The organism is Psychrobacter immobilis (assembly GCF_904846225.1).
GTDB classification, from domain to species: Bacteria; Pseudomonadota; Gammaproteobacteria; order Pseudomonadales; family Moraxellaceae; genus Psychrobacter; species Psychrobacter immobilis_F.
The window spans coordinates 61,868-87,729 of the sequence record NZ_CAJGZJ010000012.1; the positions used below are offsets into that span (position 1 = coordinate 61,868).

Consider the following 25,862-nt stretch of genomic DNA (forward strand, 5'->3'; position numbering starts at 1 on the left):
CATTACACCCTTAGTGTCTTACGCAGTCGCCACTACTTCACCGCTTGAACGATAGACGCGTTGTTTGTTGCCGTCTTCGCCAAACTGATAAGTAATACGGTCTGCTTTTTGGGTTTGCGCATTTAATATTGCGACATTTGAGATATGCAGAAAAGCTTCTTGCTTAAGAATACCGCCTTCAACGCCAGTTGCCTGATTTGGCTTCTGATGTTTAGTGACAATATTAATGCCTTCAACTTTAATACGATCGTTTTTTACAGCTTGTACAGTACCTTGCTTGCCTTTGTCTTTCCCAGCAATCACGATAACTGTATCGCCTTTACGTAATTTTGACATGGATTACCTCACAATACTTCTGGTGCTAGTGATACAATTTTCATAAACTGATCACCACGTAGTTCACGAGTTACCGGTCCAAAAATACGAGTTGCAATCGGCGCTTTGTTTTGATTCAACAATACCGCAGCATTGTCATCAAAACGTAACACAGAACCATCAGGACGACGAACGCCTTTTTTGGTACGTACAACTACTGCATTCATCACGTCGCCTTTTTTAACACGACCACGCGGAATGGCTTCTTTAACCGTTACTTTAATAATGTCGCCAACTGATGCATAACGACGATGAGAGCCACCCAGTACTTTAATGCACTGAACTCGCCTTGCACCGCTATTGTCTGCAACTTCCAGCATTGACTCAACCTGAATCATAGCGTTACTCCACACGTATGAGCAATAAAAACCAGTTGCTGCCGCTAGCACAGTATGAGTAGTCGGCATTTTAATATTAATAAACCGCTGCTTACTCTTAATGTAAGTGATATACGCTCGGCGCAATCAGCATCCTTAAAAAGGCGGCTATTTTAACAGCTTCTGGCTTTTAATGCAATTTACTTAGATTTTTTCTACTTTTTCAACCACATCAACCAAAGTCCAAGACTTGGTTTTTGAGATTGGACGCGTTTCTTTGATGCGGACAAGATCGCCTTGTTGGCAAACATTATTCTCATCATGGGCTTTGATTTTTGTAGAACGACGAAGCTGTTTGCCATACAAAGGATGACGAACCAGACGCTCAATCAAAACTGTGATGGACTTATCCATCTTGTCGCTGACAACTCGTCCTGTCAATACGCTAGCATTGGTAGCTGTTTGATTGTTATCGCTCATGAGTCGCCTCGTTGTTTCTCGTTAATCAAAGTCTGAATCTGAGCAATCGCACGACGATTGCCTCTGACTTCATGGGTATTACCCAACTGACCAGTTGCTTTAGCCATACGAATACGGAAAGCATCAAGTTGCTTTTCATCAAGTAACTGGGTCAGTTCTTCTAATGATTTATCACGTAATTCACTGATCTTCATTACATTATCGTCCGCTTAACAATGGTAGTTTTAAAGGGCAGTTTTGCTGCAGCAAGCGTGAAAGCTTCACGTGCAAGCTCTTCTGGTACCCCTTCAATTTCATATAGCACTTTACCAGGTTTGATTTCGCATACCCAATATTCAACAGGACCTTTACCTTTACCCATACGTACTTCTAATGGCTTGTTAGTAATAGGCTTGTCTGGGAATACACGAATCCAAATCTTACCACCACGCTTAATTTTACGAGTGATGGTACGACGTGCTGCTTCAATTTGACGGGCAGTCATACGACCACGAGTCAACGATTTTAGACCAATTTGTCCGAATGCAACGGTGCTTCCACGATGAGCTAGCCCAGTGTTACGACCTTTATGCATTTTACGAAACTTGGTACGTTTTGGCTGTAACATAGTTTAACCTCTGTCTGAGTTTCGACGGTTTCCGTTTCCACGACCACGGCGTTTTGGCGCACGAGGCTTCTCTTCGTTGACGGGGTTATAAACACTGTTCATACCGTCAAGGATTTCGCCACGGAAAATCCAAACTTTTACACCGATAGTGCCGTAAGTTGTCTCTGCGCGTACTGACGAATAGTCAATATCAGCGCGGAGTGTATGTAATGGTACACGACCTTCACGATACCATTCACTACGAGCAATCTCAGCACCGCCAAGACGGCCAGACAACTCAACTTTAATACCTTTAGCACCAGAACGCATGCTGTTCTGTACCGCGCGCTTCATCGCACGACGGAACATAACGCGACGCTCAAGCTGGCTTGCGATACCGTCTGCTACCAAACGTGCATCAAGATCAGGTGAAGTGATTTCTTCAATGTTGACCTGAGCAGGTACGCCCATAATTTTGGTCAGTTCTTTTTGAAGTCTTTCGATATCTTCGCCTTTCTTACCGATAACAATACCAGGACGCGCAGTGGCGATGGTAATTTTAGCAGCACCAGTAGGACGCTCAATCATGATATTGCTAATCATAGCATTATCTAGCTTTTTGCGTAGATACTCACGAACTTGAATGTCATTGATGAGGTATTCTGAGTATTGTTTAGGGTTAGCATACCAATTTGCATTATGCTTTTTTACAACACCAAGACGAATTCCGATTGGATGTACTTTTTGACCCATAACTTATTCTCCTACCTTTATAGTGATGTGACAAGTACGCTTGCTGATACGATCAGCGCGACCTTTAGCACGTGGTAGGATACGTTTTAGCGTAATGCCTTCATCAACATAGATAGTAGCGACTTTTAGGTCATCAATATCTAAGCCGTGATTATGTTCGGCATTGGCGATGGCTGAGTTAAGACATTTCTTAACAAACACAGCGCCTTTTTTATTACTATACGTTAGGATATCCAAAGCACGCTCGATAGATTTGCCACGAACTTCATCAGCAACGAGTCTAACTTTTTGTGCCGAAATGGCGGCACCGCGTAATTTTGCAGTTACTTCCATGGTAAGCACCTTATTTCTTAGCTTTTCTGTCAATGCCATGACCACGATACGTACGAGTCGGGGCAAATTCACCTAGTTTATGACCAACCATCTGCTCGCTCACGATAACCGGTACATGAGTACGGCCATTGTGAACAGATAAGGTTAGGCCAACCATTTGTGGCAGAATCATCGAGCGGCGCGACCAAGTCTTAATTGGCTTGCGTGAGTTGGTGTCTAATGCATTCTCAACTTTAGCAAATAAGTGCGCGTCTATGAATGGACCTTTTTTCAATGAACGAGGCATGAAATTCTTCCTTTATTTCTTCTTGGCGCGGCGGCGGATGATCATGTTGTCAGTACGCTTATTGTGACGCGTTTTAAGTCCTTTAGACTTCTGACCCCAAGGGCTGGTTGGATGGCGACCTTTATTACGACCTTCACCACCACCGTGTGGGTGATCAACCGGGTTCATAGCGACACCACGAACTGAAGGACGAATACCACGCCAACGTGAAGCACCAGCTTTACCAAGTGATTTCAAGTTGTTTTCAGTATTAGAAACTTCACCAATAACAGCACGACAATTCACGTGTACACGGCGTGTTTCGCCAGAGCGCATACGTAGAATAGCATAAATACCGTCACGACCTAGTAACTGAACGCTAGCACCCGCAGAACGAGCCATCTGTGCACCTTTACCGATTTTAAGCTCGATATTGTGAATCACAGTACCCAATGGGATGTTTTTTAGCGGTAAGCAGTTACCTGGACGAATTGGAGATGTCTCGCCCGACATTACTGTATCGCCAACTGCTTGTTTTTTAGCAGCGATGATGTAACGACGTTCGCCATCAGCATACTTAAGTAATGCAATATGAGCAGTACGGTTAGGATCGTATTCAATACGCTCTACCGTTGCTGGGATATTGTCTTTAGTACGTTTGAAGTCGATAATACGATAATGTTGCTTATGACCACCGCCAATGTGACGAGTAGTGATACGACCATTATTGTTACGACCACCTGACTTACTTTTTGATTCTAGAAGCGCTGCATAAGGACGACCTTTGTAAAGGTGTGGATGCACCACTTTTTCAACAAAACGACGGCCTGGTGATGTTGGCTTTGCTCTTACGATAGGCATGAGTGTAATCCTTATTCGTTATTCGCTGTTTCACTAGTAGAAGCAGTCGTATTCGCGACCTCTTCACCAGCATCAGCCATTTGTACATCTTGACCAGCTTTTAAGGTAACATAGGCTTTTTTGTAGTCATTACGACGGCCGATGCTTTTACCAAAACGCTTTGTCTTACCTTTAACATTCAAAGTGTTTACTTTTAGAACTTCAACACCTTCGAACATCATCTCAACTGCTTTTTTGACTTCGAGCTTAGTAGCGTTAGAGTCAATTTTAAATACTTGCACACCAAGTGAGTCGCCAAGCATTTGAGATTTCTCTGAGAACACAGGTCCTCTTAGGATCTGATAAAGTCTTGCGTTGTTCATGCTAGTGCTTCCTCAAATTGTTTCGCAGCTTCAACTGACATGATCACTTTATCATAAGCGATCAAGCTCACTGGATCCACTTCGTTTGTACCAAGTACATTGACGTGTGGAATGTTGCGAGCGGCTAAGTATAAGTTTTCGTCAACTTCTTTAGTGACGATTAATGCACGTGGTGCATTAAGCTCATTTAGCTTTGCAATCAGTTCTTTAGTTTTCGGCCCAGAAACGCTCAACTCTTCCACCAAAATCAGACGCTCTTGGCGAATCAATTCGGCTAGGATACACTGCATCGCACCGCGATACATTTTACGGTTTACTTTCTGTGACCAATCTTGTGGTTTGGCCGCAAATGTGCGTCCGCCCCCACGCCAGATTGGGCTACGAATAGAGCCCGCACGAGCGCGACCAGTACCTTTTTGACGCCATGGCTTGATACCACCGCCAGAAACTTCGGCACGGGTTTTTTGTGCGCGTGTACCTTGGCGAGCACCAGCTAAATAAGCGGTGACGACTTGATGCACTAGTGCTTCGTTGAATTCACGACCAAATGCCGTATCAGAAAGCTCAACCGCCGCACCTGTAACTGTTTTTAAATCCACGTTAATCCCCTTGCTTAGGCTTTGACTGACGGACGTACGATAACATCGCCACCGGTGGCACCTGGGATAGCACCCTTGATGACAAGTAACCCTTTTTCGGCATCAACCGAAATCACTTCTAGGCCTTGAACAGTAACACGTTTGTTACCCATCTGGCCCGCCATCTTTTTGCCTTTGAATACTTTACCTGGTGACTGGTTTTGACCAGTTGAACCATGCGCACGATGAGACACTGAGTTACCATGAGTAGCATCTTGCATGCTAAAGTTGTGACGCTTTACAGGACCTTGGAAGCCTTTACCTTTGCTTTGGCCTGTAACATCAACCATCTGACCTTGTTCGAACAAGTCAGCTAGAATTTCACCACCAATCTCACGACCTTCAAGATCGCTTTCGTTGGCACGAAATTCCCAAACACCACGGCCAGCTTTAACGCCAGCTTTAGCGAAGTGACCTTTTTGTGCAGCTGTTACGCGGCTGTCACGACGGGTACCTGTGGTAATTTGGATAGCTTGGTAGCCATCTACATCAGTATTTTTTACTTGAGTAATGCGGTTTGCATCAATCTCAACCACTGTTACAGGGATAGATGCGCCTGTTTCAGTGAAGACACGGGTCATGCCGCATTTCTTACCGACTAAACCGATCGCCATTTTAGACCTCTTTATATCTTATATTAATGGGTTGGGTGTGTAATGTGCATTAGCCCAAAGCAATTTGGACGTCGACACCCGCCGCTAAATCTAGTTTCATTAGCGCATCCACAGTTTTGTCAGTAGGCTGAACGATATCAACCATACGCTTATGAGTACGAATTTCGTACTGGTCACGAGCGTCTTTGTTAACGTGTGGTGAAGTTAGAACGTTGAAGCGCTCAATGCGAGTCGGCAACGGTACAGGACCACAAACTTGCGCACCGGTGCGCTTTGCAGTATCAACAATCTCTTGTGCAGATTGATCAATCAGACGATGATCAAAAGACTTAAGACGGATACGGATTCTCTGGTTAGCCATGCCAGCAAGCTCCTAATATGTGCTTTCGTCATTCTTGCATTGCAAAGATATGATCAAAAGCAGTTTGGTTAAATATTCACTTAAAGCGGCCTTCTGTTCTTAACCAGAATGAGTTCTTTATCCGAACTTATAGCGTGCCAAAAGTAAAATAGTTTAAAGCCCCGCCGACCCTCCTATATATTGGAAAGCAGCAAAGGCATAATGAAATAGTGCTAGAAACGATGCTCTAGCTGTAATAGCGCCAGCTTTTTTAGTCGGCTGCGCATATATAATTCAGTGGTGTATATTATACATAGTATTTTGTGGATTGCAAGAGCAATATAACAGTGCTTTAAGATACTAACCTTCGTATATTACTCTATTTACTCACAATATCTATCTTTAGACTCATTAACAAGGTGCAAAATATCAGTCTAAAACAATATCATATTGCTCTTGGGTATATAAATTTTCGACATCAAAAGTAATCACCCTACCTAATAAGTACTCTAGGTCTGCCACGGTATCCGACTCTGACGTCAATAATAAATCAATAACGGCAGCATGGGCAACGACGGTGAACTTTTTAGGGGAATTATAGGTACGGGCACAGCGCATGATTTCACGAAATATCTCAAAGCAAACGGTTTCCGCTGTTTTTACAAAGCCGCGACCTTGACAAGTTGAACAAGGCTCACAAAGCTGCTGCCCTAATGATTCGCGAGTGCGTTTACGTGTCATCTCTACTAAACCAAGCTCACTTACTTGCGTAATTTTAGTTTTCGCATAGTCTTGGGTGAGCTGCGACTGTAAACTCTCAAGCACATCGTCTTTGTGCTGTTGTTCAAGCATATCGATAAAGTCTAGGATGATAATACCACCTAGGTTACGCAGGCGCAGCTGACGAGCGATGGCATGCGTGGCTTCTAAGTTGGTTTTATAAACGGTGTCTTCTAATGAACGTCCTCCAACAAAAGAGCCTGTATTGACATCGATAGTGGTCATCGCCTCAGTTTGGTCAATAATCAGGTAACCACCAGACTTTAGATCAACACGGCGTTTTAGCGCATCACGTAAGTCATCTTCAACACGGTACACATCAAACAGTGATTGCTCTGCGGTGTAATGCACAATACGATCATACACAAAAGGCACAAACTCTTTGGCAAAATATCTTATTTGTTCATAGATTTGGATATTGTCGATGACGACTTTTTCGGTATCTGCATGTACCAAATCACGAATAGAGCGTAATGGTAGTGACAGTTCTTGATAAATGAGCTCTGAGCTTTGATGATGGTTCATTTCTTGGCGACGAGCACAAATAGTACGCCAAAGTTGCAATAGATAGTAAATATCTTCTTCCAACTTATCGACAGGTACGCGCTCAGCAGCAGTACGAGCAATCAGGCCACCTTTTAGATTGACCGTTTGCATCAAACTACTCAGCTCAGTTTTTAAACGAGTACGCTCTTCTTCACCGTCAATACGCTGCGAGATACCAATATGCTCGCTTGATGGCAAATAAACCAAATAGCGTGATGGTAGCGAGATGTTGGTTGTCAAACGAGCGCCTTTACTACCCAATTGATCTTTGGTCACTTGTACTAAAATACGTTGGCTTTCGTGTAAACGGTGCTGAATCAGTGTCTTAGAGACAGGTATGACCTCATTGCTTTGCGTCTTGATGACTGGTGGGCTCACTGATAAGCGATCAGTAGATTGCTCTATCGTGGCCGCATTTGTCTCTTTTTTAGTTTCTGCAGTATTTTTGTTTTTGTTCTCTGCGATTGGACGAGGCTCTCGCTGCATGTCATTCACATGTAGAAATGCGGTTCGCGATTGACCGATATCGACAAATGCTGCCTGCATGCCCGGTAAGACGCGCACGACAGTACCTAGGTAGATATTACCGACCAAACCCAGTTTATGATGACGCTCAATATAGATTTCGCCCAAGATACCGTTGTCTAAGACTGCGACACGGGATTCCATGGGACTAATATTAATCAGCAGCTCTTCGGACATAATACTTTCTCTTAGCTTTTAGCTTCTTTGTTAGGTTTTAATCACCTATTAGTTTTACAGTGTAACAAATGCGCCCTGCTCTTGCCCATTATCCTACCGTGTCATTATGTGCAGAAGGTTAGGGCGTGTCCTCAATCTGAACAAAAGCGACTAAATGGGCTAAAAATAGCTAAATCTTGCCAAACGTCGTCAAATAGCTAGTCAATATCTTGATATTATCTGCACTATTTTCCTTGTTTGGCTGCCATTTATCTCATTTTTATCACCATTTTCAGATTGAGTACACGCCCTAGCCATCAATTTTTGGCGAATTGATAGGCTCTGCGCCCATCTCTCTCATCTCTTTAATTAATGCTAGTGTCTGTGCCAACGGCAAGCCAACGACGTTGGTATAGCTGCCATTGATACGACTGACCCATGCCGCCCCCAAGCCTTGAATCCCATAACCACCTGCTTTATCAGCAGGCTCACTACTGTCCCAGTATTCGCTCATCATCTCTGCCGTTAGCGGGATAAAACTCACTTCTGTGCGTTCAGTTATTTTTTGTTGATTGACAACCTGAAACATGTGTTTATGGTTTGCTGTATTAGTATCTTTAGGAAGTAGCGAAACCTGAGACGCTTGAACTGCCGTCCATACTTCGTGGACATTATCCGACATTTGCTGCCACATGCTATAAGCGTGCTCGCGGTCGGTTGGTTTTACGAGTACCGTCTGACCATCTGCTAGTACGCCAATAGTATCAGAGGTTAAAATAAGAAGCTGCTCAGCAAATTCATCTTTGTTCGTTGCGATGCTGTCATTTAACTGTTGTATCGCAGCGTCAGCTTTGGTGGCGACCATGCGCTCAATATAGTCTTTTGGCAACTCGTTATCATATTGAGTTTCATCGATATCCACGCTTAAAAGACTAAAATCCAGTTGCGCTCTTTCTAGTAGCTCACGACGACGCGGCGAACCAGATGCTAAAATGATATCCATCGCTATTCTCTTAATATATGAATTTATGTATTTTTTATTTTGAAGGTTTTATCAATTAGCAAATCAGAATAGATCATTGATAACAGTCATTGTCATAAAGGTATCAGCTACTAACGAACAAATTTTTTCAAAGCCAATAACACCAATGGCCAGCTTATGATACTCATCAATAATGACAAAGCAGATTGCGCGATAAAGACATTTTGGATAAACACCTGTAATATCCATAAGGTCAATTGGAAAACGATCAATCCTAAACTTGCTACTAGCCACGCACTGATATTGTCTAACTGTCTGATATAGATACTGGTAATTTTGATCACAAGTGCGACGACCACAGCAGCAAACGCTTGTTGTCCTAAGTGGGTATCCATTAGTAGATCAGCAATAAGACCAATGGTAAATGCGGTAAAGATACCAACATAACGTGGCTGAAATAATAACCAAAAAATGAGCACCATGATCATGACCATAGGGCGCAAGGTGGCCATACTAGGACTTAATGGATAAATATTAAGTGATGAAGCTGCGACGAAGCTTAAAATGATAGTCGCAATCAAAAGTACTGTTGCATTCTCAGAATCAGGATACGACATGAGTACTTACCTTAGCGAGTGTTAGCGATTGCTGTTAAAGCGTGATTGACCATGAATAAGCTAAACGCTGTAGCTAAAAAGACATTGATAAACATGCTGTTTGGTGAGTATGAGCAAGCTAGTATCTGATCAGCGCGCATTGGCAGTCATATCGTTGTCATTGACCAGCTTATCTTGAAGCACTAACACATAAGCGTTATCGATAAAGTTCGCGGTTGGCGTCACATCAATGCTTCTAAAGTTAGCAGCTTGTGCATCTTGAATATGAGCGACACGGCCGACACGATAGCCAGCTGGAATACGGCCACCCAATCCTGATGAAACCAGCTCATCACCCACGCGCACGTCTGAGGTTTTAAAGACATAATCGAGACTTAACGCGGTTGGGATACCTTTTCCTGTCACGATGGCGCGCTGACCTGTACGTTTGATCGTGACGGCAACCGATTGCTGTTCATCGGTAATCAGTAGTAAACGACTGGTATTGGGATATACATTAATGATTTGACCCAATATGCCGTTTTCATCAATGACCGTTTGTCCAACTTGCACCCCATCTTGCACCCCTTTATTGAGCACCACAATTTGTCTGAGCAAATTGGCATCGGTTCCAATGACTTGCGCTAGATTAAGCTCAAACTGCTCAGGCTTGGTGGTGGACAAAATACCTTGCAGACGTGCGTTTTGTGCCAAAATATAATCTTGCTGCTGGAGCTTGGCTTGTGCGTGTATCAGTTGTGATTTTAGCTGCATATTTTCGCGGCGTAAGGCTTCTTTAGACTGCAAGCTACCACTCGTCCAATGCTTGGCATAGCTCGGTAATAATGACAGCTCATAGATAGGCTGCATAGCGGCATGACTGGTATTGCGTATTGGCTTGAACCATTCTGAGTTTTTGCTATCGAACCACATCAGTATCAAAGCGGCTATCAATACAATAGCAGTCTTACGAAGTGATAACGGCTGGCGCGCAAAAATACTTGGAGTCATAAGTCGTCTAATTCAGAGATTATAGAATAATCAGTAACCAGTACTGGGTATCACGAATATCAGTCTTGTATCAACGTTAATTTTTAACGAAACTGACTTATATTCGATAGCAATAGTGCTTGTTTATTAAGGCCTATTTATTAACAATACTGGGTTCTGGCACTTACTAATGCAATTAAAGGCAGCGCAACTGGCTACCTTTAATTTTATGCGTTTTTGACCCAGTGCTTTACGCCCATTACAACGATCTAAACAAAAATCATATTCAAGCTTTTGTTATTAATAAAATCAAGCGCAATACCACCACCACGGCTGACACAAGTCAGTGGATCTTCGGCAACGGTCACAGGCAGACCTGTCTCTCTTGAAATTAATTTATCTAAGTCACGTAATAAAGCGCCGCCGCCAGTCAATACGATACCGCGTTCAGCGATATCTGATGATAGTTCTGGTGGTGTCTGCTCAAGTGCGGCTTTTACGGCACTAATGATACCACTCAATGGGTCGCTCAGTGCTTTTTGTACTTCTTCTGATTTTACCGTAAAGGTTTTTGGCACGCCTTCTGCCATACTACGACCACGAACTTCTACTTCTAGTTGGCTGTCTTCATTTAATGCAGAGCCCACCTCTTTTTTGATACGCTCGGCAGTTGTCTCACCAATAATGCAACCATGCGTACGGCGTACATGCGTAATAATGGCTTCATCAAACATATCGCCACCAATACGAATCGACTCGGCATAGACGCAACCAGATAGCGCGATAACCGCAATCTCAGTCGTACCACCACCGATATCAACCACCATAGAACCACTGGCTTCATGAACGGGCATGCCAGCCCCAATTGCCGCCGCCATTGGCTCCTCTAGCAATAATACTTTACTCGCACCTGCTGATGATACTGCCTCGCGAATCGCTTTACGCTCAACCAGAGTAGACTTGCAAGGTACACACACCACTACGTTAGGCTGCGCCATAAAACGTTTGGCTTTTACCTTGCCAATAAAATGCTTCAGCATTTTTTGAGTCACTTCAAAATCAGCAATCACGCCATCTTTTAGTGGGCGAATCGCCGTAATATTGGAAGGGGTACGACCAAGCATTTGCTTTGCATCGATACCAACAGCAGCAACGGTAGGGTTTTGAGTACGATTACTTCGTAATGCAACCACCGTAGGCTCGTCAAGTACGACGCCTTTACCAGGAATAAAAATAAGCGTGTTAGCAGTACCGAGGTCGATAGCGATATTATTTGATAAAAATCCAAACAGGTTCATGGCTAATATATCCAGCGTCTTACGAATGAGGCGAATGAGATTGACTGAGGGGTTACTCGTCAGTGTTGAGCAGGTCGTCGATAGACATTATTTGTAGTGACAGTTAAACACCACAATAAGTCAAACCTAAGCAATAATAATGAAATGATAAAACAGGGCTAAATTATACCGATTTGGCTCGAAAAATACACCCATATTTGCATTAAGTAGTCAGGAATTTAATCTTAAACGCTAAAAATTGTTACAAAGTTTGAATAGCAGAAGCAACCATTCGACTTAATGAAACATCATTTAATTCAATAACTAACAAAGTTCTACAGGCAAATGATCATTTTTCTTTACAGCAGGTGCATACTGTAACGTATTTCAGAACGTAATAGGAAAGCAATTGCGGTTCAATCGTGAATTATATGATCAATTTTGCAGATACCACTATCTTGGTTGATATTGTGCATCAATAATCAAACGTCATGCTCTGTAAACTTGGGTCAGATGCTTTATAATAAGCCCACTTTACACAAACTTGATTTTAGTACTAATCTATTTTAACGCCTATATTTGCTGACTTTAGTATTTAATTGCCTTAATGGCCATCTACCAAATGGTCATCTACTACTTATATCTAACAAAAACTGTCCTTCACTGGAGAAACTATGTCACAGCAACCATCAACGTCTGACAGCAACGTCAGCCGTGAAGAAATCTTAGAAATTGCTACCCTTGCCCGTTTAGGTGTCGATGAGAGTACTGCCAACAGCTATGCCGACGACATCAGTAAAATATTAAAGATGATGCACACACTTGGCAACGTTGATACGACTGACATCAAACCTTTAGCCAATATTCATGAAGCTTGCCAAGACTTGCGGGCTGACGTCGCCAACCATGATATCGACCGCGATCGCAATCAGTCGGTCGCGCCTGCTGTTGAAGACGGCCTATATCTGGTACCACAAGTGCTCGAATAGAGTGCTATCTCTATATTTTGCTTTTATCTCATTTCATTTATGTTATTAACACTTTGACGGACGACACTTTATGTCTGAACTTCACTTATTAAGTACTCACCAGCTTATTACTGGTTTGCAAGAAAAACAATTTAGCAGCCTTGAGCTGACTGAACACTACATCAAGCGCATTAACGCGCTAGACAGCAAGATTAATAGCTTTATCACTCATACCTCTGAGACAGCACTCGCACAAGCAAAAGCGGCAGATGGGATGCGTGCACAAGGTGATAATCGTCTGTTATTAGGCGTGCCAATGGCTCATAAAGATATTTTTTGTACTCAAGGCGTGCTGACGACTTGTGGCTCCAAAATGCTGCATAACTTTGTCTCACCTTATAACGCTACTATCGTGTCTAATATCGACAACGCTGGAATGATTAGCTTAGGTAAGCTAAATATGGATGAGTTTGCGATGGGCTCGGACAATAGCAGCTCTTACTATGGCACCGTACAAAATCCTTGGAACCTAGAACGTGTCCCTGGTGGTTCATCAGGTGGTAGCGCAGCGGCAGTTGCAGCAGGCTTCATTCCTGTCGCAACAGGTAGCGATACAGGTGGCTCTATTCGTCAGCCTGCCTCATTTTGCGGTCTAACAGGTATCAAACCAACTTATGGCCGTGTATCACGCTTTGGTATGATTGCTTACGCATCAAGCCTAGATCAAGCGGGTAGCATGGGACGCAGTGCCAAAGACTGTGCGTATCTACTACAACCAATGATCGGCCATGACCCACTCGATGGTACCTCCATTAAACATGACATTCCTGACTATATACAAGATATTGACGATGCAGAAGCAGCTGCTGGCGACATGCCATTTGCTGGACTGCGTATAGGCGTTGCAAAAGAATATTTTAGTAAAGGTTTAGATGCCGAAGTCGAGCAAGCTGTACGTGCCGCCCTCAAAAAGTATGAAGAGCTGGGTGCTACCATTGTGGAGGTGAACATCACTGATCCTGATATCACTCTGTCTACCTATTATATGCTAGCACCAGCAGAAGCTTCTTCTAACTTATCGCGCTTCGATGGGGTCCGCTTTGGTTATCGCTGTGAAGACCCAAAAGACTTAACTGATCTGTATACACGCTCACGCTCTGAAGGTTTTGGTCCTGAGGTACAGCGCCGTATCTTGACCGGAACTTATGCGCTATCGGCGGGTTACTTTGACGCTTATTATACCAAAGCACAAAAAGTACGCCGCTTAATCGTCAAAGATTTCGAAGATGCCTTTGCCAACTGTGATGTCATCGCCTGTCCAACTGCACCAACCAGTGCCTATAAACTGAGTGACAATCTCGACCCTGCCACGATGTATTTGGGTGATGTCTATACTATCGGTGTCAACTTGGCTGGTTTACCTGCGCTTAGTCAGCCAGTTGGCTTGACGTTAGAAGGCTTGCCTATTGGCTTACAATTGATTGGTCAGTATTGGCAAGAAAGTAAGCTGCTGTCTACCGCGCATCTATTTCAGCAACACACCGATCACCATTTACAACACTCTGCCATCGCGAAGGAGACGGTATAATGAACACAGCAACTACTACTGATAACAATATCGTCCGTAAAGAGGCCGTTCGTAAAGAGCTGTTCGTCGATGGCTATGAAGTGGTCATCGGTATCGAGATTCACTGCCAGCTCAATACGGAAAGTAAAATATTTTCAAGCTCGCCGACAGATTTTGGTCATGAGCCAAACAGCCAAGCCAGCCTCGTCGACTTGGGTTTACCGGGCGTTTTGCCAGTGCTTAATAGTGGCGTGGTCGATCGTGCTCTAAAATTCGGTATTGGTGTCAACGCTGAACTGGGTTTATACAATACGTTTGACCGCAAAAACTACTTTTATCCCGACTTACCGAAAGGCTATCAAATCACCCAAATGGCCAATCCTATCGTTGGTAAAGGTTATATTGACGTGGTGGTCAATGAAGGCGAAAAGAACGAATATCCAAAACGTATGGGTATCACCCGCGCCCATTTGGAAGAAGATGCTGGTAAATCTGTGCATGACGCGATCGATGGTATGACAGGTATCGACTTGAACCGTGCTGGTACACCGCTGATTGAGATCGTCTCTGAACCAGATATGCGCTCAGCCCACGAAGCACTTGCTTATATTAAAGCCATTCATCAGCTGGTCACTTGGCTTGGTATCTCAGATGCGATCATGGCAGAAGGATCGTTCCGCTGTGACTGTAACGTCTCTGTGCGTCAGCCTGGCGACGAGCTTGGTACTCGTACTGAGCTTAAGAACTTGAACTCTTTCCGCTTTATCGAACGCGCGATCAATCGTGAAATCGAGCGTCAAATCGATATCATCGAGGACGGCGGCAAAGTCATCCAAGCAACGATGCTGTATGATCCAGAGCGCGATGAAACTCGCACCATGCGCACCAAAGAAGACGCTAACGACTATCGCTACTTCCCTGATCCTGATCTGCTGCCTGTGCGCATTGAGCAGCACACTGTTGACGAGATTAAAGCAGCGATGCCTGAGCTGCCAGTTGCTCGTCGTGCACGCTTTGAAGAAGCGCTCGGTCTATCAGAATACGATGCTCGTATCTTAACAGGAAGCCGTCAGCTGGCCGATTATTTCGAAGATGTGGTCGCTGAAGTGGGACAGCAAGATGCCAAGATGGCTGGCAACTGGGTCATGGGCGATCTATTGGGCGCGCTAAATAAAGATGATACAGATATCGTCGACTCCCCTATCAGCGCCAAGCAATTGGCTGGCATGCTAGCGCGCATTAAAGACGATACCTTATCTGGCAAACTGGCTAAGAAAGTATTTAGCGCCTTATATGAGCGCGAAGGTGGCGATACAGATGATGCAGCCGATAAAATCATTGAAGAAAAAGGTCTCAAGCAAGAAACAGACACAGGCGCGATTAAAGCCATCGTGGAAGACGTTATCGCTAAAAATCAAGCGATGGTCGAAGAGTATCGCGGCGGCAAAGAAAAGGCATTCAATGGTTTGGTCGGTCAAGTCATGAAAGCCAGTCGCGGTAGCGCCAATCCGCAGCAAGTAAACCAAATCCTAAAAGAGCTATTGGGTTAAGGGTAATTATTGTTTGATTATGCTGACTGTGATACGTAAATTGGGCTTATAGATTTTGGCTAAAATAAATAGCCCTTGCAATATACATAATTTTGCGTAAAATAGTCAGTCATTCGGGGCGTAGCGCAGTCTGGTAGCGCACTACACTGGGGGTGTAGTGGTCGCAGGTTCAAATCCTGCCGTTCCGACCAAACACAATATTAGGGCATACCGTCATTGACCGTATGCCCTTTATTTTGGGCGTTTTTCAGGTATTGAGCGTTATGTAGGTGTATGGCGTTCCATATAGAATGTTGGTATTATTGTTGGTATTGAGCAGTACCAACATGGACAATACCAACAAAGGATAACCCCATGCCCCTAACCCATACAGGTATCAACAAGCTACAGCCTAGTAGCACCTCTATAGCCACAAAACGACCTGACAAACACAGTGATGGTAACGGGCTGCAATTATGGGTGCGTTATACGGGCGTTAAGTCATGGATCAGCGCCTACCGTTGGCAAGGCAAACAGCAAACCCTCACTATTGGCACTTATCCAGTAATGAGCCTACAAAATGCACGCCAGCGCAATATTGAGATCAAACGCTTAATAGCTGATGGTATCAACCCTAAAGACGATAAGAAAAAGGCACAAGCAGACAATGACGGCTCAAGGGCGTTCAATACTATAGCCCAGCGTTGGCACGATGACCGCAAGGCGCACATTGCCGCTACCACCTATAGCCGTGACTACTCACAATACCAGCGCGATATTAAGCCCATCATTGGACACATGAACATAGAGGACATAACCGCGCCTGATGTTTTGGCTATTGGTAAGGCAGTAGAAGCAAGGGGCGCTAGTGACATGGCAAGGCGTGCAATGCGTCAAACAGGGCAAATCTTTAAGCAAGCAATCCGTGAGGGCTTAACCAATCTCAACCCAGCCAACGACCTAACCGAAGCATTAAAACCTCACAAGGTGAAGCATCATAGCCGTATCACCAGCCAGCAATTACCAAAGCTACTACAAGATATTAACGCCTATGAGGGTGACCTACTGGTGAAGCTAGGCTTATGGTTTATGTGCTATACGTTTGTGCGTACTCAAGAATTGCGCTTTATGGAATGGAGCGAGATAGACTACAAAGCTAAGTTATGGCGCATACCAGCCGACAAAATGAAAATGGATAGACCGCACCTAGTACCACTAGCACCGCAAACAATGACAATCTTAGAGCAAATCAAGGCGCTAGGCTTTTCGGATCAGTACGTTTTCTTTAATACCTCAACCCGTAAGCCATACAGTACAAACGCTTTTATCACTGCCCTATGGCGCATGGGTTATAAGGGCAGAATGACGGGGCACGGCTTTAGAGGGCTTGCCAGCACTACCCTACACGAACAGGAATACATGCACGAAGCGATAGAGCTACAGCTGGCACATGAGAAAGAGAACAAAATCAGCAAAGCCTATAACGGAGCGCAGCATTTACCCTATAGAACAAAAATGATGAATGAATGGGCAAACTTCATTGATGATGCCTACGCTGGCAAGATAGATAACTTGATCCGTGCAGACTTCAAACAACAAGCACAAAAGCATGGCTAATATCATGCTGTAACGACTATGCAAGGCTAGGACTAATTACCCGAAAGCCAGCCGTTCACACACCTTTAGGCTGGCACTGCCTTGCACCTACTTTTATTCAATGGTGTGTAAAGGTGTGAATTGTGAGTGATACTGATATAGCATTACGTTTTGATAAGGCTGAATATTATAGTTTGGAAGAGGCGAGCGAATATCTTAATAGAAAATACAAAACTGACAATATTAATGCTCATAAGCTTTTAAAAAAGGTTGTTCATTACCAAATACCACTATTTATCTATGGCAAAAACTTTCAGATTGCTGGTGACTATGTAATGAAGTCTTTTAAGTCAGTAAAGCTTATAAACGATGACATGGAGCTGTACAGAAGTACTCTTAAAGAAGTAGCAAAACGTAATACATCTATTTATCCTAAGATAGATAGTATGCTATCTGCAGTTATGGAAAATACAGGCGGATTACTAGAACTAAATTTAGACGCTACAAGAGAGTTCATATTCAATAGTAAGATAACAACAGGTAGTATTGATGAAACCTGTTTATTTAGTGGTTTTCTACCACTCGCCATACCAAATAGCGATGCCTCTAGCCTAGATTATCTAGATGATTATTTGTTAAGTAATTTTGAGGATAGCGTAGCATTTACTCTCGCCTTATACCCAAGCATTGATATTTTTTTAGATAATGAAGAAGAAATGAAATTATCTATTGATAGAGCTATTGAGTTATGCACTCCCAAAGTTGTGGACTATTATCTTTATGATGAAGAGGAAGAAGAGATTGATAAAACATATATAACACCATATTTCGAGATTAATAAAAGTGATTTATTGATACTTAGTAGTGGTGTTACAAAGCTTGAAGAGCTTATCTCAAATATAGAAGAGCCAAATATAGAAGGTAAATCTTTAGACACTGATTTTTTAAAAAAGAAAGGCGTCAGCCCTCAAAAATTATTGGCTAAACATATGGCTAAACATATGGCTAATAAAGAATGGCAAGCAGACGTACAGAACAAGATTAAAATTACTGAAATGGCGGAAATCATATATTCAGAGCTTTACTCGCTTGGGTTTAACAATGAGCTACCTGATCAAGCAAGAAATATTAAATCTTGGATCAAGGATATAGCACCCGATTATGCCAGCGAAGGAGGCAGACCTCCATCATCATAAAACCTACACGAACCTAAGTTAATATATATAAACCTAAGTTAGGGGAATTTTCTTAGTCAAACTCACCACATACCATAGAACCATGTTGAAAGCCGTAGCACACCGTTACGGCTAACATGGAGATATGAAAATGACACAGCAACAAGCCACCCAAAGCGCGCCAGTTATTCCCTTTACTGGTGACACCTCGAACGACACCGAACCAACCAACTCAAACAGTCCAGCTATGCACTTGCCTACTACTGGCATGGGTAGAGCAAAGGATATTTTGCCGTTCCTACCCTTTAGCAAAACCACCCTTTTTGAATGGTCAAAAGATGGACGTTTTCCAGCTGGCAAGAAGCTAAGCCCCACTATGACCGCATGGAGCTATGCAGACATTCACGAATGGCTTAATTCTCACACCTCAACCACTAGCGAGGTATAGAGCCATGACTACTACAGCCACCGCTACCGCCCCAGTGACCAATGAGCAAGCACCTAAGACCCAAATTAACACCATACGGGCGCACCTGATGACAGGGGCAACGATCAGCACATGGGACGCATACCGCCTTTACCAAATCACATGCCTAGCCCAGCGCATACATGACTTGCGCCTAACAGGGCTAGTTATTCAAAGTGAGATGGTAACGCACAATGAAAAGCGTTTTAGCCTCTACTGGCTTGATGAAGCAACATTACTTGAAAGCGAATTATCTAACAGTGAGGTGAACTAAATGAATAACCACCCTAGCATATCAATCGACACCCCAGCCGAACGCCTAGTAACTGTGGATAGCCTTTACTTACGTCTTATGAATGACCGCGTACAAGATATTTATATTAATACCGACCACCTAGCCACCGCGCTAGATGCTATCAATACAAAAGACGATGTTAGCCAAGGCGTGCTTGTGGCAGTCAAAGCAGCACTACTGAGCAATAGCGAGCTGGCAGGTATTGTTAGCGAGATGTTTTGTGAGCACGCATTACCGTACCAAGCGGAGGCAACAAGCCATGAGTGATGACGACTTTATAACTCAAGTCATGGACGGGCTAAAAGAACAGGGTTACTTGATGATACCCGATGACTTTATCGACCAGCTCATCATTACCTTGCACGCCAATGTGACAACCATTAACACCATGACCCAAATAGCCGAATTAGAAACCAAGATGTTAGGCAGCTTGTTACCGACAGGCAGCCGACAAGTGGAGTCACTAAAAGAGCTATCGACACGCATAGCAGAAATCGCCTTTAACGTGGAGGACGTAAGAAATGACCAAAGATAACAGAACCAGTCTAAAAGACAGCCACGGGGCACACAATCGCAATGAGCCACATAAGCGCGGCTTACTACTTAGCTTTATCATATTCATGGCATGGGTGGCAGGTATTGGCTTGCTACTATCATTAATCGCTTGCCAGCCAGTCAATGCAAAACCGATTGCAACTGATGATAACAGCGGTTACTATATAGACCTCTCAAAAAACGTTAGCGGACAAGCCAGCCGTTACTCATTGGCTTTTTTTGTGCCTGATAATAGCGCAGCCTCTCAAGCTGTCACTATGCCATCAAGCACTACCCTAAGAGCGCATTTAAGCGCATCAAGGGGGCATTCCCTCATATCTATAGCAAATCACTTGCTAACCGACTATGACGGGTTGACGCTGCAAAATAAAAGAGCCGTAAGGCGAATATGCAGGGCGGTTACTAACGTTACCGAGAGTAAGACCCGTCACCCTATACTTTTACCGTATAGCGTGGCATTAACTCAAAAAACGTTAGGAGGCTATCATGCCTAATTCAATCCGTACGACCTCAAACACTCAAACCACTACTAACAGCACACTAGCCACATTCAAGGCAGGTGACAGCGTTCTATGCCCATCTGTAGGCAATGGCACTTATCAGCTATTCAACGATAAAGAATACGGCTGTTTAGGCTTTACCACCAACGGCAAAACATACCACTATCGGACTGATGGCAAAGTAAGCCGCGATGATGCCGCCCCGTCATTATTCCATGACATGCCAGCAAATCGCCAAGCCATTAACGCCCTGTATGGCAGCAAACACCAAATCAAGATAATAGATTGCACCGCCGCCGATGATGACGAAGTGATTTTAATGCCGTCTATCATGCTATCCGATATTGCATGTGATATTAATGCCGCCGCTACTACCTTGCATGACATGGGGCAGTTATTCCATCTTATCGCTACCCGTCAAATAGAACCCCATGCAGCCATAGCATTAGCGCGTCTGTCACAAGATGCCGCCGATACTTGGATTAATCTGCTTTATAGCCAACTGGACACTATCAACGAACCCTTAGCCCAAACTGGCTTTGGTAAGGTAGATGCTTGTGCCTACTAATAAGAGCTACCCGCCAAAGCAAAGCCGTAAGCACACCAAGCGCAAAAGCTACTACAAAAAGTATAGAGCAGCGCGTAAGCCGAACCAGTCACAAGCAAGGGGGACTAGATGACCACCACACCACAAACAGCCGCCCATGAAAAAGCCCATGTGGACAACATGGGCGCTGATAATATCTTACAAGGCTGCAAACCAGCTACAGACGAACAGCTGGCAGGCTGTCCTTTTTTAATCAAACTCAAGGACATGTTAGAGCCTGAACGACTGCTATTTTCTACAGACAACACTACTATATATTATGGTGAGAAAATTGGCAAAACCGAAGCCACCGCTGACACGATAGCTATAGCAATCACCGATAGGAAAAAGCAACCCGTAGGCGCAGTATTCTACACACCAAACAGCAAAGCAAAGCCCATTGTTATTGATCCTACAGGGTATGGCGCTATCGTCATTGGTGAGGTAAACAAAGCCAATGAGATAATTGCTTTTGATGATGCAGAATATGGCATTGATGCTTATCAGTGTATGGCAGACGACAAAACAACCTTTATTATTAGCCCTCAAAAGACAAAGCATTGCTTTAAAAAGATGGTTCAGCATTGGAGTAGCGGATCACTGCTAACCGTGCCAATGACGCTTAATGATAAAGGTATGATAAATCTATTGGCAGGTGTGAATGCTAGGGCGTTGGTTACCGTAGCTGATATTCTCACAATGCTACATGCTAACCATAGTTATGAGGCAATACTGGCAGCTGATGAAACTCAAATCATTAACCTAAAAGACACCGCTTACTATCCTGAATGGCGCGATGATCCACAGCTGAATGAACCGATGATTTATGCTGATGGGCGTTTTGAGCTATACCATGATGGACTGTTTTTTGTGAAATATAACGATGACGACCCAGCAAACATAACCTTTAAGTTTAAGGCGTTTGTTTGTTCACCGATTGAGGTTATCGCAAAGACTAGGGACACAAGCAGCGGTACATGGGGGCGGTTATTGCAATGGCGTGATGATGACAGCGAGCTACACACATGGTCAATGCCACTTGCTTTATTACAAGGTGATGCAAGGGAATACCGCAAGGAGCTTGCCAGTCAAGGATTGAACATTACCACCAACCCCAAACAGCGCAGTTACTTAGACACCTATATTCAAAACTACCCTATTCATAAACGGGCGTTATGCGTAGATAGGTTGGGCTGGCATGAGGCGCAATATATATTACCTGATGGCGCAATAGGCAGCGATGGTAGGCAGTTAATCGTCTATCAGTCTGCCCATGCAATCAACAGCACCATAGCCCAGCAAGGCACACTAGAACAATGGCGTGATGAATTATGCAAGAAACTTGCCGAACAGAGCCGTTTTGTTTTCTCTATTGCTTGCGCGTTTGCTGGTCAATTACTCGCACTGTTAGATGATGACGGGGGCGGCTTTCACCTTTTAGGCTCATCAAGTATGGGCAAGTCTTTATCGCTTAAATTAGCGGCTAGTGTATGGGGCAAGCCTGACAGCTACACTAAGACATGGCGCAGCACTGATAACGCCTTAGAGGGCACAGCAAGCGAACATAACGACAGCTTTTTACCACTCGATGAGATTAGCGAATGTGATCCCAAAATCGTAGGTAAGACCGTTTACATGCTGGCTAATGGTCAAGGTAAAGGTAGAAGCACCACCACAGGGCATAACCGTACTGCTAAAACATGGCGCATTATCTTTTTGTCTAATGGTGAGGAGTCACTGCAAAACTTTATGGCGCAAGCAGGACAGAAAACCAATGCAGGTATTGAGGTGCGAGTAGCGCATATAGATGCTGATGCTGGCAAAGGTTTAAAGACGTTTGATAGTTTGGTACTGGCAGACACAGGCGCAGCACAAGCCGATAAGATAAAAGAGTTATCACAGGCTTACTATGGCGTGGCTGGTATCGCATGGCTAGAACATATCACCAGTGACAAGGCAGCAACCACAGCCACCGCTAGGCAGCTTGTAAATGACTTTATGAGCAACTACAGCGACCTTGCCCCACAAGCGTATAGAGTGGCTAAACGGTTCGCTATTGTTGCCGCAGCTGGTGAAATGGCAACGCTGGCAGGTATTACAGGCTGGCAAGCAGGACAAGCAACCACCGCCGTTATGGCATGCTTAGATAATTGGCTTGATAACTATGGGCGTGATGGTGAGCATGAGCAGCGCCAAATCATAGAGCATATCAAGGCGTTTATCGAACAGCATGGCAGTAGTCGCTTTCAACCTTGTTATAGAAACACGCGCTTAGACTTTGAGGAAAGAACCCCCAACCGTGTAGGCTATCGCAATATGGAAACAGGGGACTATTATTTTTCTAAAGAAACTTTTGACAAAGTATGTGCGCCCTTTAGCAAAAAGAAAGTCTTACAAGTATTAGAGGAAGCCGACTTGTTACTACTCAATCAAGGTGACCGTAAAATCTACAAAGCGCCTGATACTTTATTTAGTGGCAAGCAACGCCCATCTGTTTACGCGGTTACTGCTGATATACTTTGTTGTGAACCTACTAAAACGACTGGGACAGACGGGACGGACGGGACAGGCTATATGCAGCAAGGGATTGCGCTGTCCCATTGCTAAAAACCTAAACGGGACGAACGGGACAGGATTTTACATTTTCGCTTTTCTGTCCCGTCTGTCCCATTGCCAAAAACGATAACGGGACGGCTGTAAGCCATACCACGTAAGGGCTGTCCCGTCTGTCCCGCTTGTCCCATGCAAAAACATAAGGTACAGAAAAAATAATCAAAGGTAGGCGTTTATCGTCTGCCTTTTTTTATGGACTGCAAAAACCTAAGGGAAACCTAAGGTTAGGCGCTCAATACTCACTTGCAAATCATGGGCAGCATGTTGCCTTTTGTTGACATTCAAAACAGTTTGCCGACTGCCAGCATGTTAATAAATGTTAAGGTTTAAAACTAAATGAGTGGTACTCAATGGACAGACCAAGCCCTTTTTATAGTGTAAAAAAACTAAGGTTTCCATAAGGTTTTAGATGTGAGCAGTTTTGCGCCTATCTCATTCAAAGGGTAGTTTCTTAACAAGTACGAGCATGGGAACAACGGTAAGGTTACGGTTAGTTTTCGGACACGTTAGAACCTTATAAAACCTTACATTCAAAACCGATTAATACAGCCGCCGACTTGACAGAACTTAACATTTTGCATGGCATTCCCTCATCATTGCCAATATCACAAAACTATGCAGCATAAGGGCTTAGCTAATTAATGGACAAGTATCGCGCGCGCACGCGAGGCAAGCACCAATTACAGGGGTTTTTGAGCAATATAAAAAAGGAGTTTTCGGAGTCCATAAAGGGGTAGTTTTTCGGACTGTTTTAAAAGGACTGGGGTAATTTTCGGACATCGTAGAGGGTAATTTTTTGAGTCCATAAAAAGGGACTGTTTTCGGACTGTTCTAAATCGACTAGGGTAATTTTGCGAGTCCATAAAAGGGACTTTATGCACAGGTATCGTAAGGGACTTTTCGGACATCTTAAGCAGCGGCTAAAAACGAATTGTTGGACATGTTAGGGGTAGTTTATGGAACAGTACGCGCACGGGGTATATTTTGCCCATGCTGGATAGTTTCGCGACAAGTATCGTAAGCGAGCACTGCCCTACTATGTTGAAAAATGTTGAAACGGCAAACAGTGAAAATAATTACAAAATAATATTGAGTGAAGCAGCAAACAGCCAAAAAAGGGGGTTATTAAAAACGATTGTTGGTATTATTGTTGGTATCGTCATAAAACAAAAACAACAAACCCATATAAATCAAGGCATACAGACTATACTTTACTTCCTGCCGTTCCGACCAAACATAGATTTAGGGTAGACTGTCATTGACCGTCTGCCCTTTATTTTGGGCATTTTTCAAACTCAAAGGGCGACACATAGCCAATAGTGCTATATAACCTTGTTCCATTAAACCTGAGAAGCATTAAAAATCTATTAATTATCGATTTAGCTTTGCAAGACGAGAGCTGTACTCGAGGTGCCACTTATTCAATGGTCGTTAATTCAACATCATTAACGCCAGTCCAGTTTTCCTTCAAATAATAAATCACCTCAGATCTATAATACCCGTTGACCGTTTCAGCCAATGCATTATCGTATGAGTCACCCGTGATACCAACAGAAGCGATCATGTCCGAGTCAGCCATACTAATAGTGTAGCGGATGAAGTCGTCACGTTGACTACGCAGTGAGCAAACAATGACCAGCTGATACCAAAAAGGATAAGTCATACAAAAAATGAATATTGAAAACCTAGTGACTGGGCTTGATGAGGCAAGATTGACGGCAAAAGCAAATAGTTAAACGTCTGCTATGGTAGCTGCTACGATGAGCAAGGCAAAGGTATGGGATTAGATAAAGGCGATGCTGGTAATGATATTGAGGTTATGCCAGTTAGAATTGTTATCCAAACGGTTGACGCTCGCAATCCTGAGCGAGTATGTTAGTTTTCGGACAAGTAGGAACAGTTTTTCGGAATAATAAATCCATATTAATAATACTTTTAGGGCTTTACTTTGACAAACCAAGCATGGCTCATTTTACCTTTCAGGGAATTAAAACGCACGTATATACCGTCACTATCCTTGGTAGCATACCAGTGGTCATCATTGTCTATCAAGATTTCGAAAAACCTTTTATTTACGACATTGCCAACTATGTAAACATCTCCTTCTACAAAAAAAGGATTGCCATTTATGCACATTAATTGGTCACCAGTATTTATCATATCCTTTTCTTTATATCCTATAATAAAAATATCAGAAATTTATCTCTATTTCTTATAAAATTCAACATTAAAAGTT

Annotated in this window: 32 protein-coding genes, 1 tRNA gene and 1 pseudogene; 14 read left to right on the forward strand and 20 right to left on the reverse strand. The window is 43.6% G+C overall.

Annotation, left to right across the window (positions count from 1 at the left end; translation table 11 throughout):
- Positions 1 to 18 precede the first annotated feature (18 nt).
- The 18 genes from rplX to JMX48_RS09445 all read right to left on the reverse strand — a co-directional run bounded on the left by rplX (position 19) and on the right by JMX48_RS09445 (position 11,797).
- Positions 19 to 336 carry a 50S ribosomal protein L24 gene (rplX, locus tag JMX48_RS09360; RefSeq protein ID WP_201536986.1) on the reverse strand — a complete coding sequence of 106 codons (318 nt, stop codon included), beginning with the start codon at positions 334 to 336 and terminating at the stop codon, positions 19 to 21.
- Positions 337 to 344: 8 nt separating this feature from the next.
- Positions 345 to 713 (reverse strand): 50S ribosomal protein L14, encoded by a 369-nt coding sequence (gene rplN, locus JMX48_RS09365; RefSeq protein ID WP_010196702.1) that lies wholly within the window; start codon positions 711 to 713, stop codon positions 345 to 347.
- A 183-nt stretch (positions 714 to 896) separates the two neighbouring features.
- Positions 897 to 1,172 (reverse strand): 30S ribosomal protein S17, encoded by a 276-nt coding sequence (gene rpsQ, locus JMX48_RS09370; protein ID WP_021813375.1) that lies wholly within the window; start codon positions 1,170 to 1,172, stop codon positions 897 to 899.
- The gene (rpmC, locus tag JMX48_RS09375; protein ID WP_201536987.1) at positions 1,169 to 1,366 is read right to left on the reverse strand and encodes a 50S ribosomal protein L29; all 198 of its coding nucleotides are present in this window, start codon (positions 1,364 to 1,366) and stop codon (positions 1,169 to 1,171) included. The genes rpsQ and rpmC overlap by 4 nt, the downstream gene beginning before the upstream one ends.
- Positions 1,366 to 1,779 (reverse strand): 50S ribosomal protein L16, encoded by a 414-nt coding sequence (gene rplP, locus JMX48_RS09380; RefSeq protein ID WP_010196693.1) that lies wholly within the window; start codon positions 1,777 to 1,779, stop codon positions 1,366 to 1,368. The genes rpmC and rplP overlap by 1 nt, the downstream gene beginning before the upstream one ends.
- A gap of 3 nt (positions 1,780 to 1,782) precedes the next feature.
- Positions 1,783 to 2,511 (reverse strand): 30S ribosomal protein S3, encoded by a 729-nt coding sequence (rpsC, locus tag JMX48_RS09385; RefSeq protein WP_062843939.1) that lies wholly within the window; start codon positions 2,509 to 2,511, stop codon positions 1,783 to 1,785.
- A 3-nt stretch (positions 2,512 to 2,514) separates the two neighbouring features.
- Positions 2,515 to 2,844 carry a 50S ribosomal protein L22 gene (gene rplV / locus JMX48_RS09390; protein ID WP_021813373.1) on the reverse strand — a complete coding sequence of 110 codons (330 nt, stop codon included), beginning with the start codon at positions 2,842 to 2,844 and terminating at the stop codon, positions 2,515 to 2,517.
- A 10-nt stretch (positions 2,845 to 2,854) separates the two neighbouring features.
- Entirely contained in the window at positions 2,855 to 3,130 is a 276-nt protein-coding gene (gene rpsS / locus JMX48_RS09395) for a 30S ribosomal protein S19 (protein WP_021813372.1), read from the reverse strand.
- Positions 3,131 to 3,142: 12 nt separating this feature from the next.
- Complete coding sequence (gene rplB / locus JMX48_RS09400; protein WP_025652187.1) at positions 3,143 to 3,970, reverse strand: 50S ribosomal protein L2; 828 nt, start codon at positions 3,968 to 3,970, stop codon at positions 3,143 to 3,145.
- A gap of 11 nt (positions 3,971 to 3,981) precedes the next feature.
- Complete coding sequence (gene rplW / locus JMX48_RS09405) at positions 3,982 to 4,332, reverse strand: 50S ribosomal protein L23 (protein WP_010196677.1); 351 nt, start codon at positions 4,330 to 4,332, stop codon at positions 3,982 to 3,984.
- Complete coding sequence (gene rplD, locus JMX48_RS09410) at positions 4,329 to 4,931, reverse strand: 50S ribosomal protein L4 (protein ID WP_201536988.1); 603 nt, start codon at positions 4,929 to 4,931, stop codon at positions 4,329 to 4,331. The genes rplW and rplD overlap by 4 nt, the downstream gene beginning before the upstream one ends.
- A 14-nt stretch (positions 4,932 to 4,945) precedes the next feature.
- Positions 4,946 to 5,584: a 50S ribosomal protein L3 gene (rplC, locus tag JMX48_RS09415; RefSeq protein ID WP_201536989.1), complete on the reverse strand. Its 639-nt coding sequence runs from the start codon at positions 5,582 to 5,584 to the stop codon at positions 4,946 to 4,948.
- Positions 5,585 to 5,633: 49 nt separating this feature from the next.
- Positions 5,634 to 5,945 carry a 30S ribosomal protein S10 gene (gene rpsJ / locus JMX48_RS09420; protein ID WP_010196670.1) on the reverse strand — a complete coding sequence of 104 codons (312 nt, stop codon included), beginning with the start codon at positions 5,943 to 5,945 and terminating at the stop codon, positions 5,634 to 5,636.
- 408 nt (positions 5,946 to 6,353) lie between these two features.
- Positions 6,354 to 7,952, reverse strand: coding sequence for an Rne/Rng family ribonuclease (locus JMX48_RS09425; protein ID WP_201536990.1), 1,599 nt, complete (start codon positions 7,950 to 7,952; stop codon positions 6,354 to 6,356).
- Between the two features lie 289 nt (positions 7,953 to 8,241).
- Positions 8,242 to 8,934 carry a Maf family protein gene (locus JMX48_RS09430; protein WP_201536992.1) on the reverse strand — a complete coding sequence of 231 codons (693 nt, stop codon included), beginning with the start codon at positions 8,932 to 8,934 and terminating at the stop codon, positions 8,242 to 8,244.
- Positions 8,935 to 9,044: 110 nt separating this feature from the next.
- Positions 9,045 to 9,530, reverse strand: a complete 486-nt coding sequence (gene mreD, locus JMX48_RS09435) for a rod shape-determining protein MreD (protein ID WP_201536994.1) — start codon at positions 9,528 to 9,530, stop codon at positions 9,045 to 9,047.
- Positions 9,531 to 9,659: 129 nt separating this feature from the next.
- Positions 9,660 to 10,520, reverse strand: coding sequence for a rod shape-determining protein MreC (gene mreC, locus JMX48_RS09440; protein WP_201536996.1), 861 nt, complete (start codon positions 10,518 to 10,520; stop codon positions 9,660 to 9,662).
- Between the two features lie 248 nt (positions 10,521 to 10,768).
- Positions 10,769 to 11,797 (reverse strand): rod shape-determining protein, encoded by a 1,029-nt coding sequence (locus tag JMX48_RS09445; protein ID WP_201536999.1) that lies wholly within the window; start codon positions 11,795 to 11,797, stop codon positions 10,769 to 10,771.
- A 653-nt stretch (positions 11,798 to 12,450) separates the two neighbouring features.
- Here JMX48_RS09445 and gatC point away from each other — a divergent pair.
- The 14 genes from gatC (at position 12,451) to JMX48_RS09515 (ending at position 24,877) form a co-directional block, all read left to right on the forward strand.
- Positions 12,451 to 12,765 (forward strand): Asp-tRNA(Asn)/Glu-tRNA(Gln) amidotransferase subunit GatC, encoded by a 315-nt coding sequence (gene gatC, locus JMX48_RS09450; RefSeq protein ID WP_201537001.1) that lies wholly within the window; start codon positions 12,451 to 12,453, stop codon positions 12,763 to 12,765.
- Between the two features lie 70 nt (positions 12,766 to 12,835).
- The gene (gatA, locus tag JMX48_RS09455) at positions 12,836 to 14,332 is read left to right on the forward strand and encodes an Asp-tRNA(Asn)/Glu-tRNA(Gln) amidotransferase subunit GatA (protein ID WP_201537003.1); all 1,497 of its coding nucleotides are present in this window, start codon (positions 12,836 to 12,838) and stop codon (positions 14,330 to 14,332) included.
- Positions 14,332 to 15,861, forward strand: coding sequence for an Asp-tRNA(Asn)/Glu-tRNA(Gln) amidotransferase subunit GatB (gatB, locus tag JMX48_RS09460; RefSeq protein WP_201537005.1), 1,530 nt, complete (start codon positions 14,332 to 14,334; stop codon positions 15,859 to 15,861). Before gatA ends, gatB begins: the two co-directional genes overlap by 1 nt.
- A 114-nt stretch (positions 15,862 to 15,975) precedes the next feature.
- Positions 15,976 to 16,052: transfer RNA gene (locus JMX48_RS09465), tRNA-Pro, on the forward strand.
- 163 nt (positions 16,053 to 16,215) lie between these two features.
- On the forward strand, positions 16,216 to 17,457 hold the full coding sequence (locus JMX48_RS09470) for a tyrosine-type recombinase/integrase (protein WP_201537007.1): 1,242 nt from the start codon (positions 16,216 to 16,218) through the stop codon (positions 17,455 to 17,457).
- 122 nt (positions 17,458 to 17,579) lie between these two features.
- The gene (locus JMX48_RS09475; RefSeq protein ID WP_201537009.1) at positions 17,580 to 18,632 is read left to right on the forward strand and encodes a hypothetical protein; all 1,053 of its coding nucleotides are present in this window, start codon (positions 17,580 to 17,582) and stop codon (positions 18,630 to 18,632) included.
- Between the two features lie 130 nt (positions 18,633 to 18,762).
- Positions 18,763 to 19,059, forward strand: coding sequence for a helix-turn-helix transcriptional regulator (locus JMX48_RS09480; RefSeq protein ID WP_227687968.1), 297 nt, complete (start codon positions 18,763 to 18,765; stop codon positions 19,057 to 19,059).
- Between the two features lie 4 nt (positions 19,060 to 19,063).
- Positions 19,064 to 19,351 carry a helix-turn-helix domain-containing protein gene (locus JMX48_RS09485; RefSeq protein ID WP_201537012.1) on the forward strand — a complete coding sequence of 96 codons (288 nt, stop codon included), beginning with the start codon at positions 19,064 to 19,066 and terminating at the stop codon, positions 19,349 to 19,351.
- Positions 19,352 to 19,639 carry a hypothetical protein gene (locus JMX48_RS09490; protein ID WP_201537013.1) on the forward strand — a complete coding sequence of 96 codons (288 nt, stop codon included), beginning with the start codon at positions 19,352 to 19,354 and terminating at the stop codon, positions 19,637 to 19,639.
- Positions 19,632 to 19,907 (forward strand): hypothetical protein, encoded by a 276-nt coding sequence (locus JMX48_RS09495; RefSeq protein ID WP_201537015.1) that lies wholly within the window; start codon positions 19,632 to 19,634, stop codon positions 19,905 to 19,907. The genes JMX48_RS09490 and JMX48_RS09495 overlap by 8 nt, the downstream gene beginning before the upstream one ends.
- On the forward strand, positions 19,894 to 20,421 hold the full coding sequence (locus JMX48_RS09500; protein WP_201537017.1) for a hypothetical protein: 528 nt from the start codon (positions 19,894 to 19,896) through the stop codon (positions 20,419 to 20,421). Before JMX48_RS09495 ends, JMX48_RS09500 begins: the two co-directional genes overlap by 14 nt.
- Positions 20,414 to 20,995 carry a hypothetical protein gene (locus JMX48_RS09505; RefSeq protein WP_201537019.1) on the forward strand — a complete coding sequence of 194 codons (582 nt, stop codon included), beginning with the start codon at positions 20,414 to 20,416 and terminating at the stop codon, positions 20,993 to 20,995. The genes JMX48_RS09500 and JMX48_RS09505 overlap by 8 nt, the downstream gene beginning before the upstream one ends.
- Before the next feature lie 108 nt (positions 20,996 to 21,103).
- The gene (locus JMX48_RS09510; RefSeq protein WP_201537021.1) at positions 21,104 to 23,620 is read left to right on the forward strand and encodes a DUF927 domain-containing protein; all 2,517 of its coding nucleotides are present in this window, start codon (positions 21,104 to 21,106) and stop codon (positions 23,618 to 23,620) included.
- A gap of 990 nt (positions 23,621 to 24,610) precedes the next feature.
- Positions 24,611 to 24,877, forward strand: coding sequence for a hypothetical protein (locus tag JMX48_RS09515; RefSeq protein ID WP_201537024.1), 267 nt, complete (start codon positions 24,611 to 24,613; stop codon positions 24,875 to 24,877).
- A gap of 22 nt (positions 24,878 to 24,899) precedes the next feature.
- On the opposite strand, the pseudogene JMX48_RS14085 reads toward JMX48_RS09515, so the two are convergent.
- Both JMX48_RS14085 and JMX48_RS09525 read right to left on the reverse strand, forming a co-directional pair.
- Positions 24,900 to 25,223: pseudogene (locus tag JMX48_RS14085) on the reverse strand (hypothetical protein); the annotation flags it as partial.
- Positions 25,224 to 25,561: 338 nt separating this feature from the next.
- Complete coding sequence (locus JMX48_RS09525; protein ID WP_201537030.1) at positions 25,562 to 25,786, reverse strand: hypothetical protein; 225 nt, start codon at positions 25,784 to 25,786, stop codon at positions 25,562 to 25,564.
- Positions 25,787 to 25,862: the final 76 nt, after the last annotated feature.

Bases quoted from the DNA above. Each gene is read 5' to 3' on its own strand.
- rplX (WP_201536986.1), bottom strand. From the start codon at position 336: ATGTCAAAATTACGTAAAGGCGATACAGTTATCGTGATTGCTGGGAAA.
- rplN (WP_010196702.1), bottom strand. From the start codon at position 713: ATGATTCAGGTTGAGTCAATGCTGGAAGTTGCAGACAATAGCGGTGCA.
- rpsQ (WP_021813375.1), bottom strand. From the start codon at position 1,172: ATGAGCGATAACAATCAAACAGCTACCAATGCTAGCGTATTGACAGGA.
- rpmC (WP_201536987.1), bottom strand. From the start codon at position 1,366: ATGAAGATCAGTGAATTACGTGATAAATCATTAGAAGAACTGACCCAG.
- rplP (WP_010196693.1), bottom strand. From the start codon at position 1,779: ATGTTACAGCCAAAACGTACCAAGTTTCGTAAAATGCATAAAGGTCGT.
- rpsC (WP_062843939.1), bottom strand. From the start codon at position 2,511: ATGGGTCAAAAAGTACATCCAATCGGAATTCGTCTTGGTGTTGTAAAA.
- rplV (WP_021813373.1), bottom strand. From the start codon at position 2,844: ATGGAAGTAACTGCAAAATTACGCGGTGCCGCCATTTCGGCACAAAAA.
- rpsS (WP_021813372.1), bottom strand. From the start codon at position 3,130: ATGCCTCGTTCATTGAAAAAAGGTCCATTCATAGACGCGCACTTATTT.
- rplB (WP_025652187.1), bottom strand. From the start codon at position 3,970: ATGCCTATCGTAAGAGCAAAGCCAACATCACCAGGCCGTCGTTTTGTT.
- rplW (WP_010196677.1), bottom strand. From the start codon at position 4,332: ATGAACAACGCAAGACTTTATCAGATCCTAAGAGGACCTGTGTTCTCA.
- rplC (WP_201536989.1), bottom strand. From the start codon at position 5,584: ATGGCGATCGGTTTAGTCGGTAAGAAATGCGGCATGACCCGTGTCTTC.
- rpsJ (WP_010196670.1), bottom strand. From the start codon at position 5,945: ATGGCTAACCAGAGAATCCGTATCCGTCTTAAGTCTTTTGATCATCGT.
- JMX48_RS09425 (WP_201536990.1), bottom strand. From the start codon at position 7,952: ATGTCCGAAGAGCTGCTGATTAATATTAGTCCCATGGAATCCCGTGTC.
- JMX48_RS09430 (WP_201536992.1), bottom strand. From the start codon at position 8,934: ATGGATATCATTTTAGCATCTGGTTCGCCGCGTCGTCGTGAGCTACTA.
- mreD (WP_201536994.1), bottom strand. From the start codon at position 9,530: ATGTCGTATCCTGATTCTGAGAATGCAACAGTACTTTTGATTGCGACT.
- mreC (WP_201536996.1), bottom strand. From the start codon at position 10,520: ATGACTCCAAGTATTTTTGCGCGCCAGCCGTTATCACTTCGTAAGACT.
- JMX48_RS09445 (WP_201536999.1), bottom strand. From the start codon at position 11,797: ATGAACCTGTTTGGATTTTTATCAAATAATATCGCTATCGACCTCGGT.
- gatC (WP_201537001.1), top strand. From the start codon at position 12,451: ATGTCACAGCAACCATCAACGTCTGACAGCAACGTCAGCCGTGAAGAA.
- gatA (WP_201537003.1), top strand. From the start codon at position 12,836: ATGTCTGAACTTCACTTATTAAGTACTCACCAGCTTATTACTGGTTTG.
- gatB (WP_201537005.1), top strand. From the start codon at position 14,332: ATGAACACAGCAACTACTACTGATAACAATATCGTCCGTAAAGAGGCC.
- JMX48_RS09470 (WP_201537007.1), top strand. From the start codon at position 16,216: ATGCCCCTAACCCATACAGGTATCAACAAGCTACAGCCTAGTAGCACC.
- JMX48_RS09480 (WP_227687968.1), top strand. From the start codon at position 18,763: ATGACACAGCAACAAGCCACCCAAAGCGCGCCAGTTATTCCCTTTACT.
- JMX48_RS09485 (WP_201537012.1), top strand. From the start codon at position 19,064: ATGACTACTACAGCCACCGCTACCGCCCCAGTGACCAATGAGCAAGCA.
- JMX48_RS09490 (WP_201537013.1), top strand. From the start codon at position 19,352: ATGAATAACCACCCTAGCATATCAATCGACACCCCAGCCGAACGCCTA.
- JMX48_RS09495 (WP_201537015.1), top strand. From the start codon at position 19,632: ATGAGTGATGACGACTTTATAACTCAAGTCATGGACGGGCTAAAAGAA.
- JMX48_RS09500 (WP_201537017.1), top strand. From the start codon at position 19,894: ATGACCAAAGATAACAGAACCAGTCTAAAAGACAGCCACGGGGCACAC.
- JMX48_RS09505 (WP_201537019.1), top strand. From the start codon at position 20,414: ATGCCTAATTCAATCCGTACGACCTCAAACACTCAAACCACTACTAAC.
- JMX48_RS09510 (WP_201537021.1), top strand. From the start codon at position 21,104: ATGACCACCACACCACAAACAGCCGCCCATGAAAAAGCCCATGTGGAC.
- JMX48_RS09525 (WP_201537030.1), bottom strand. From the start codon at position 25,786: ATGATAAATACTGGTGACCAATTAATGTGCATAAATGGCAATCCTTTT.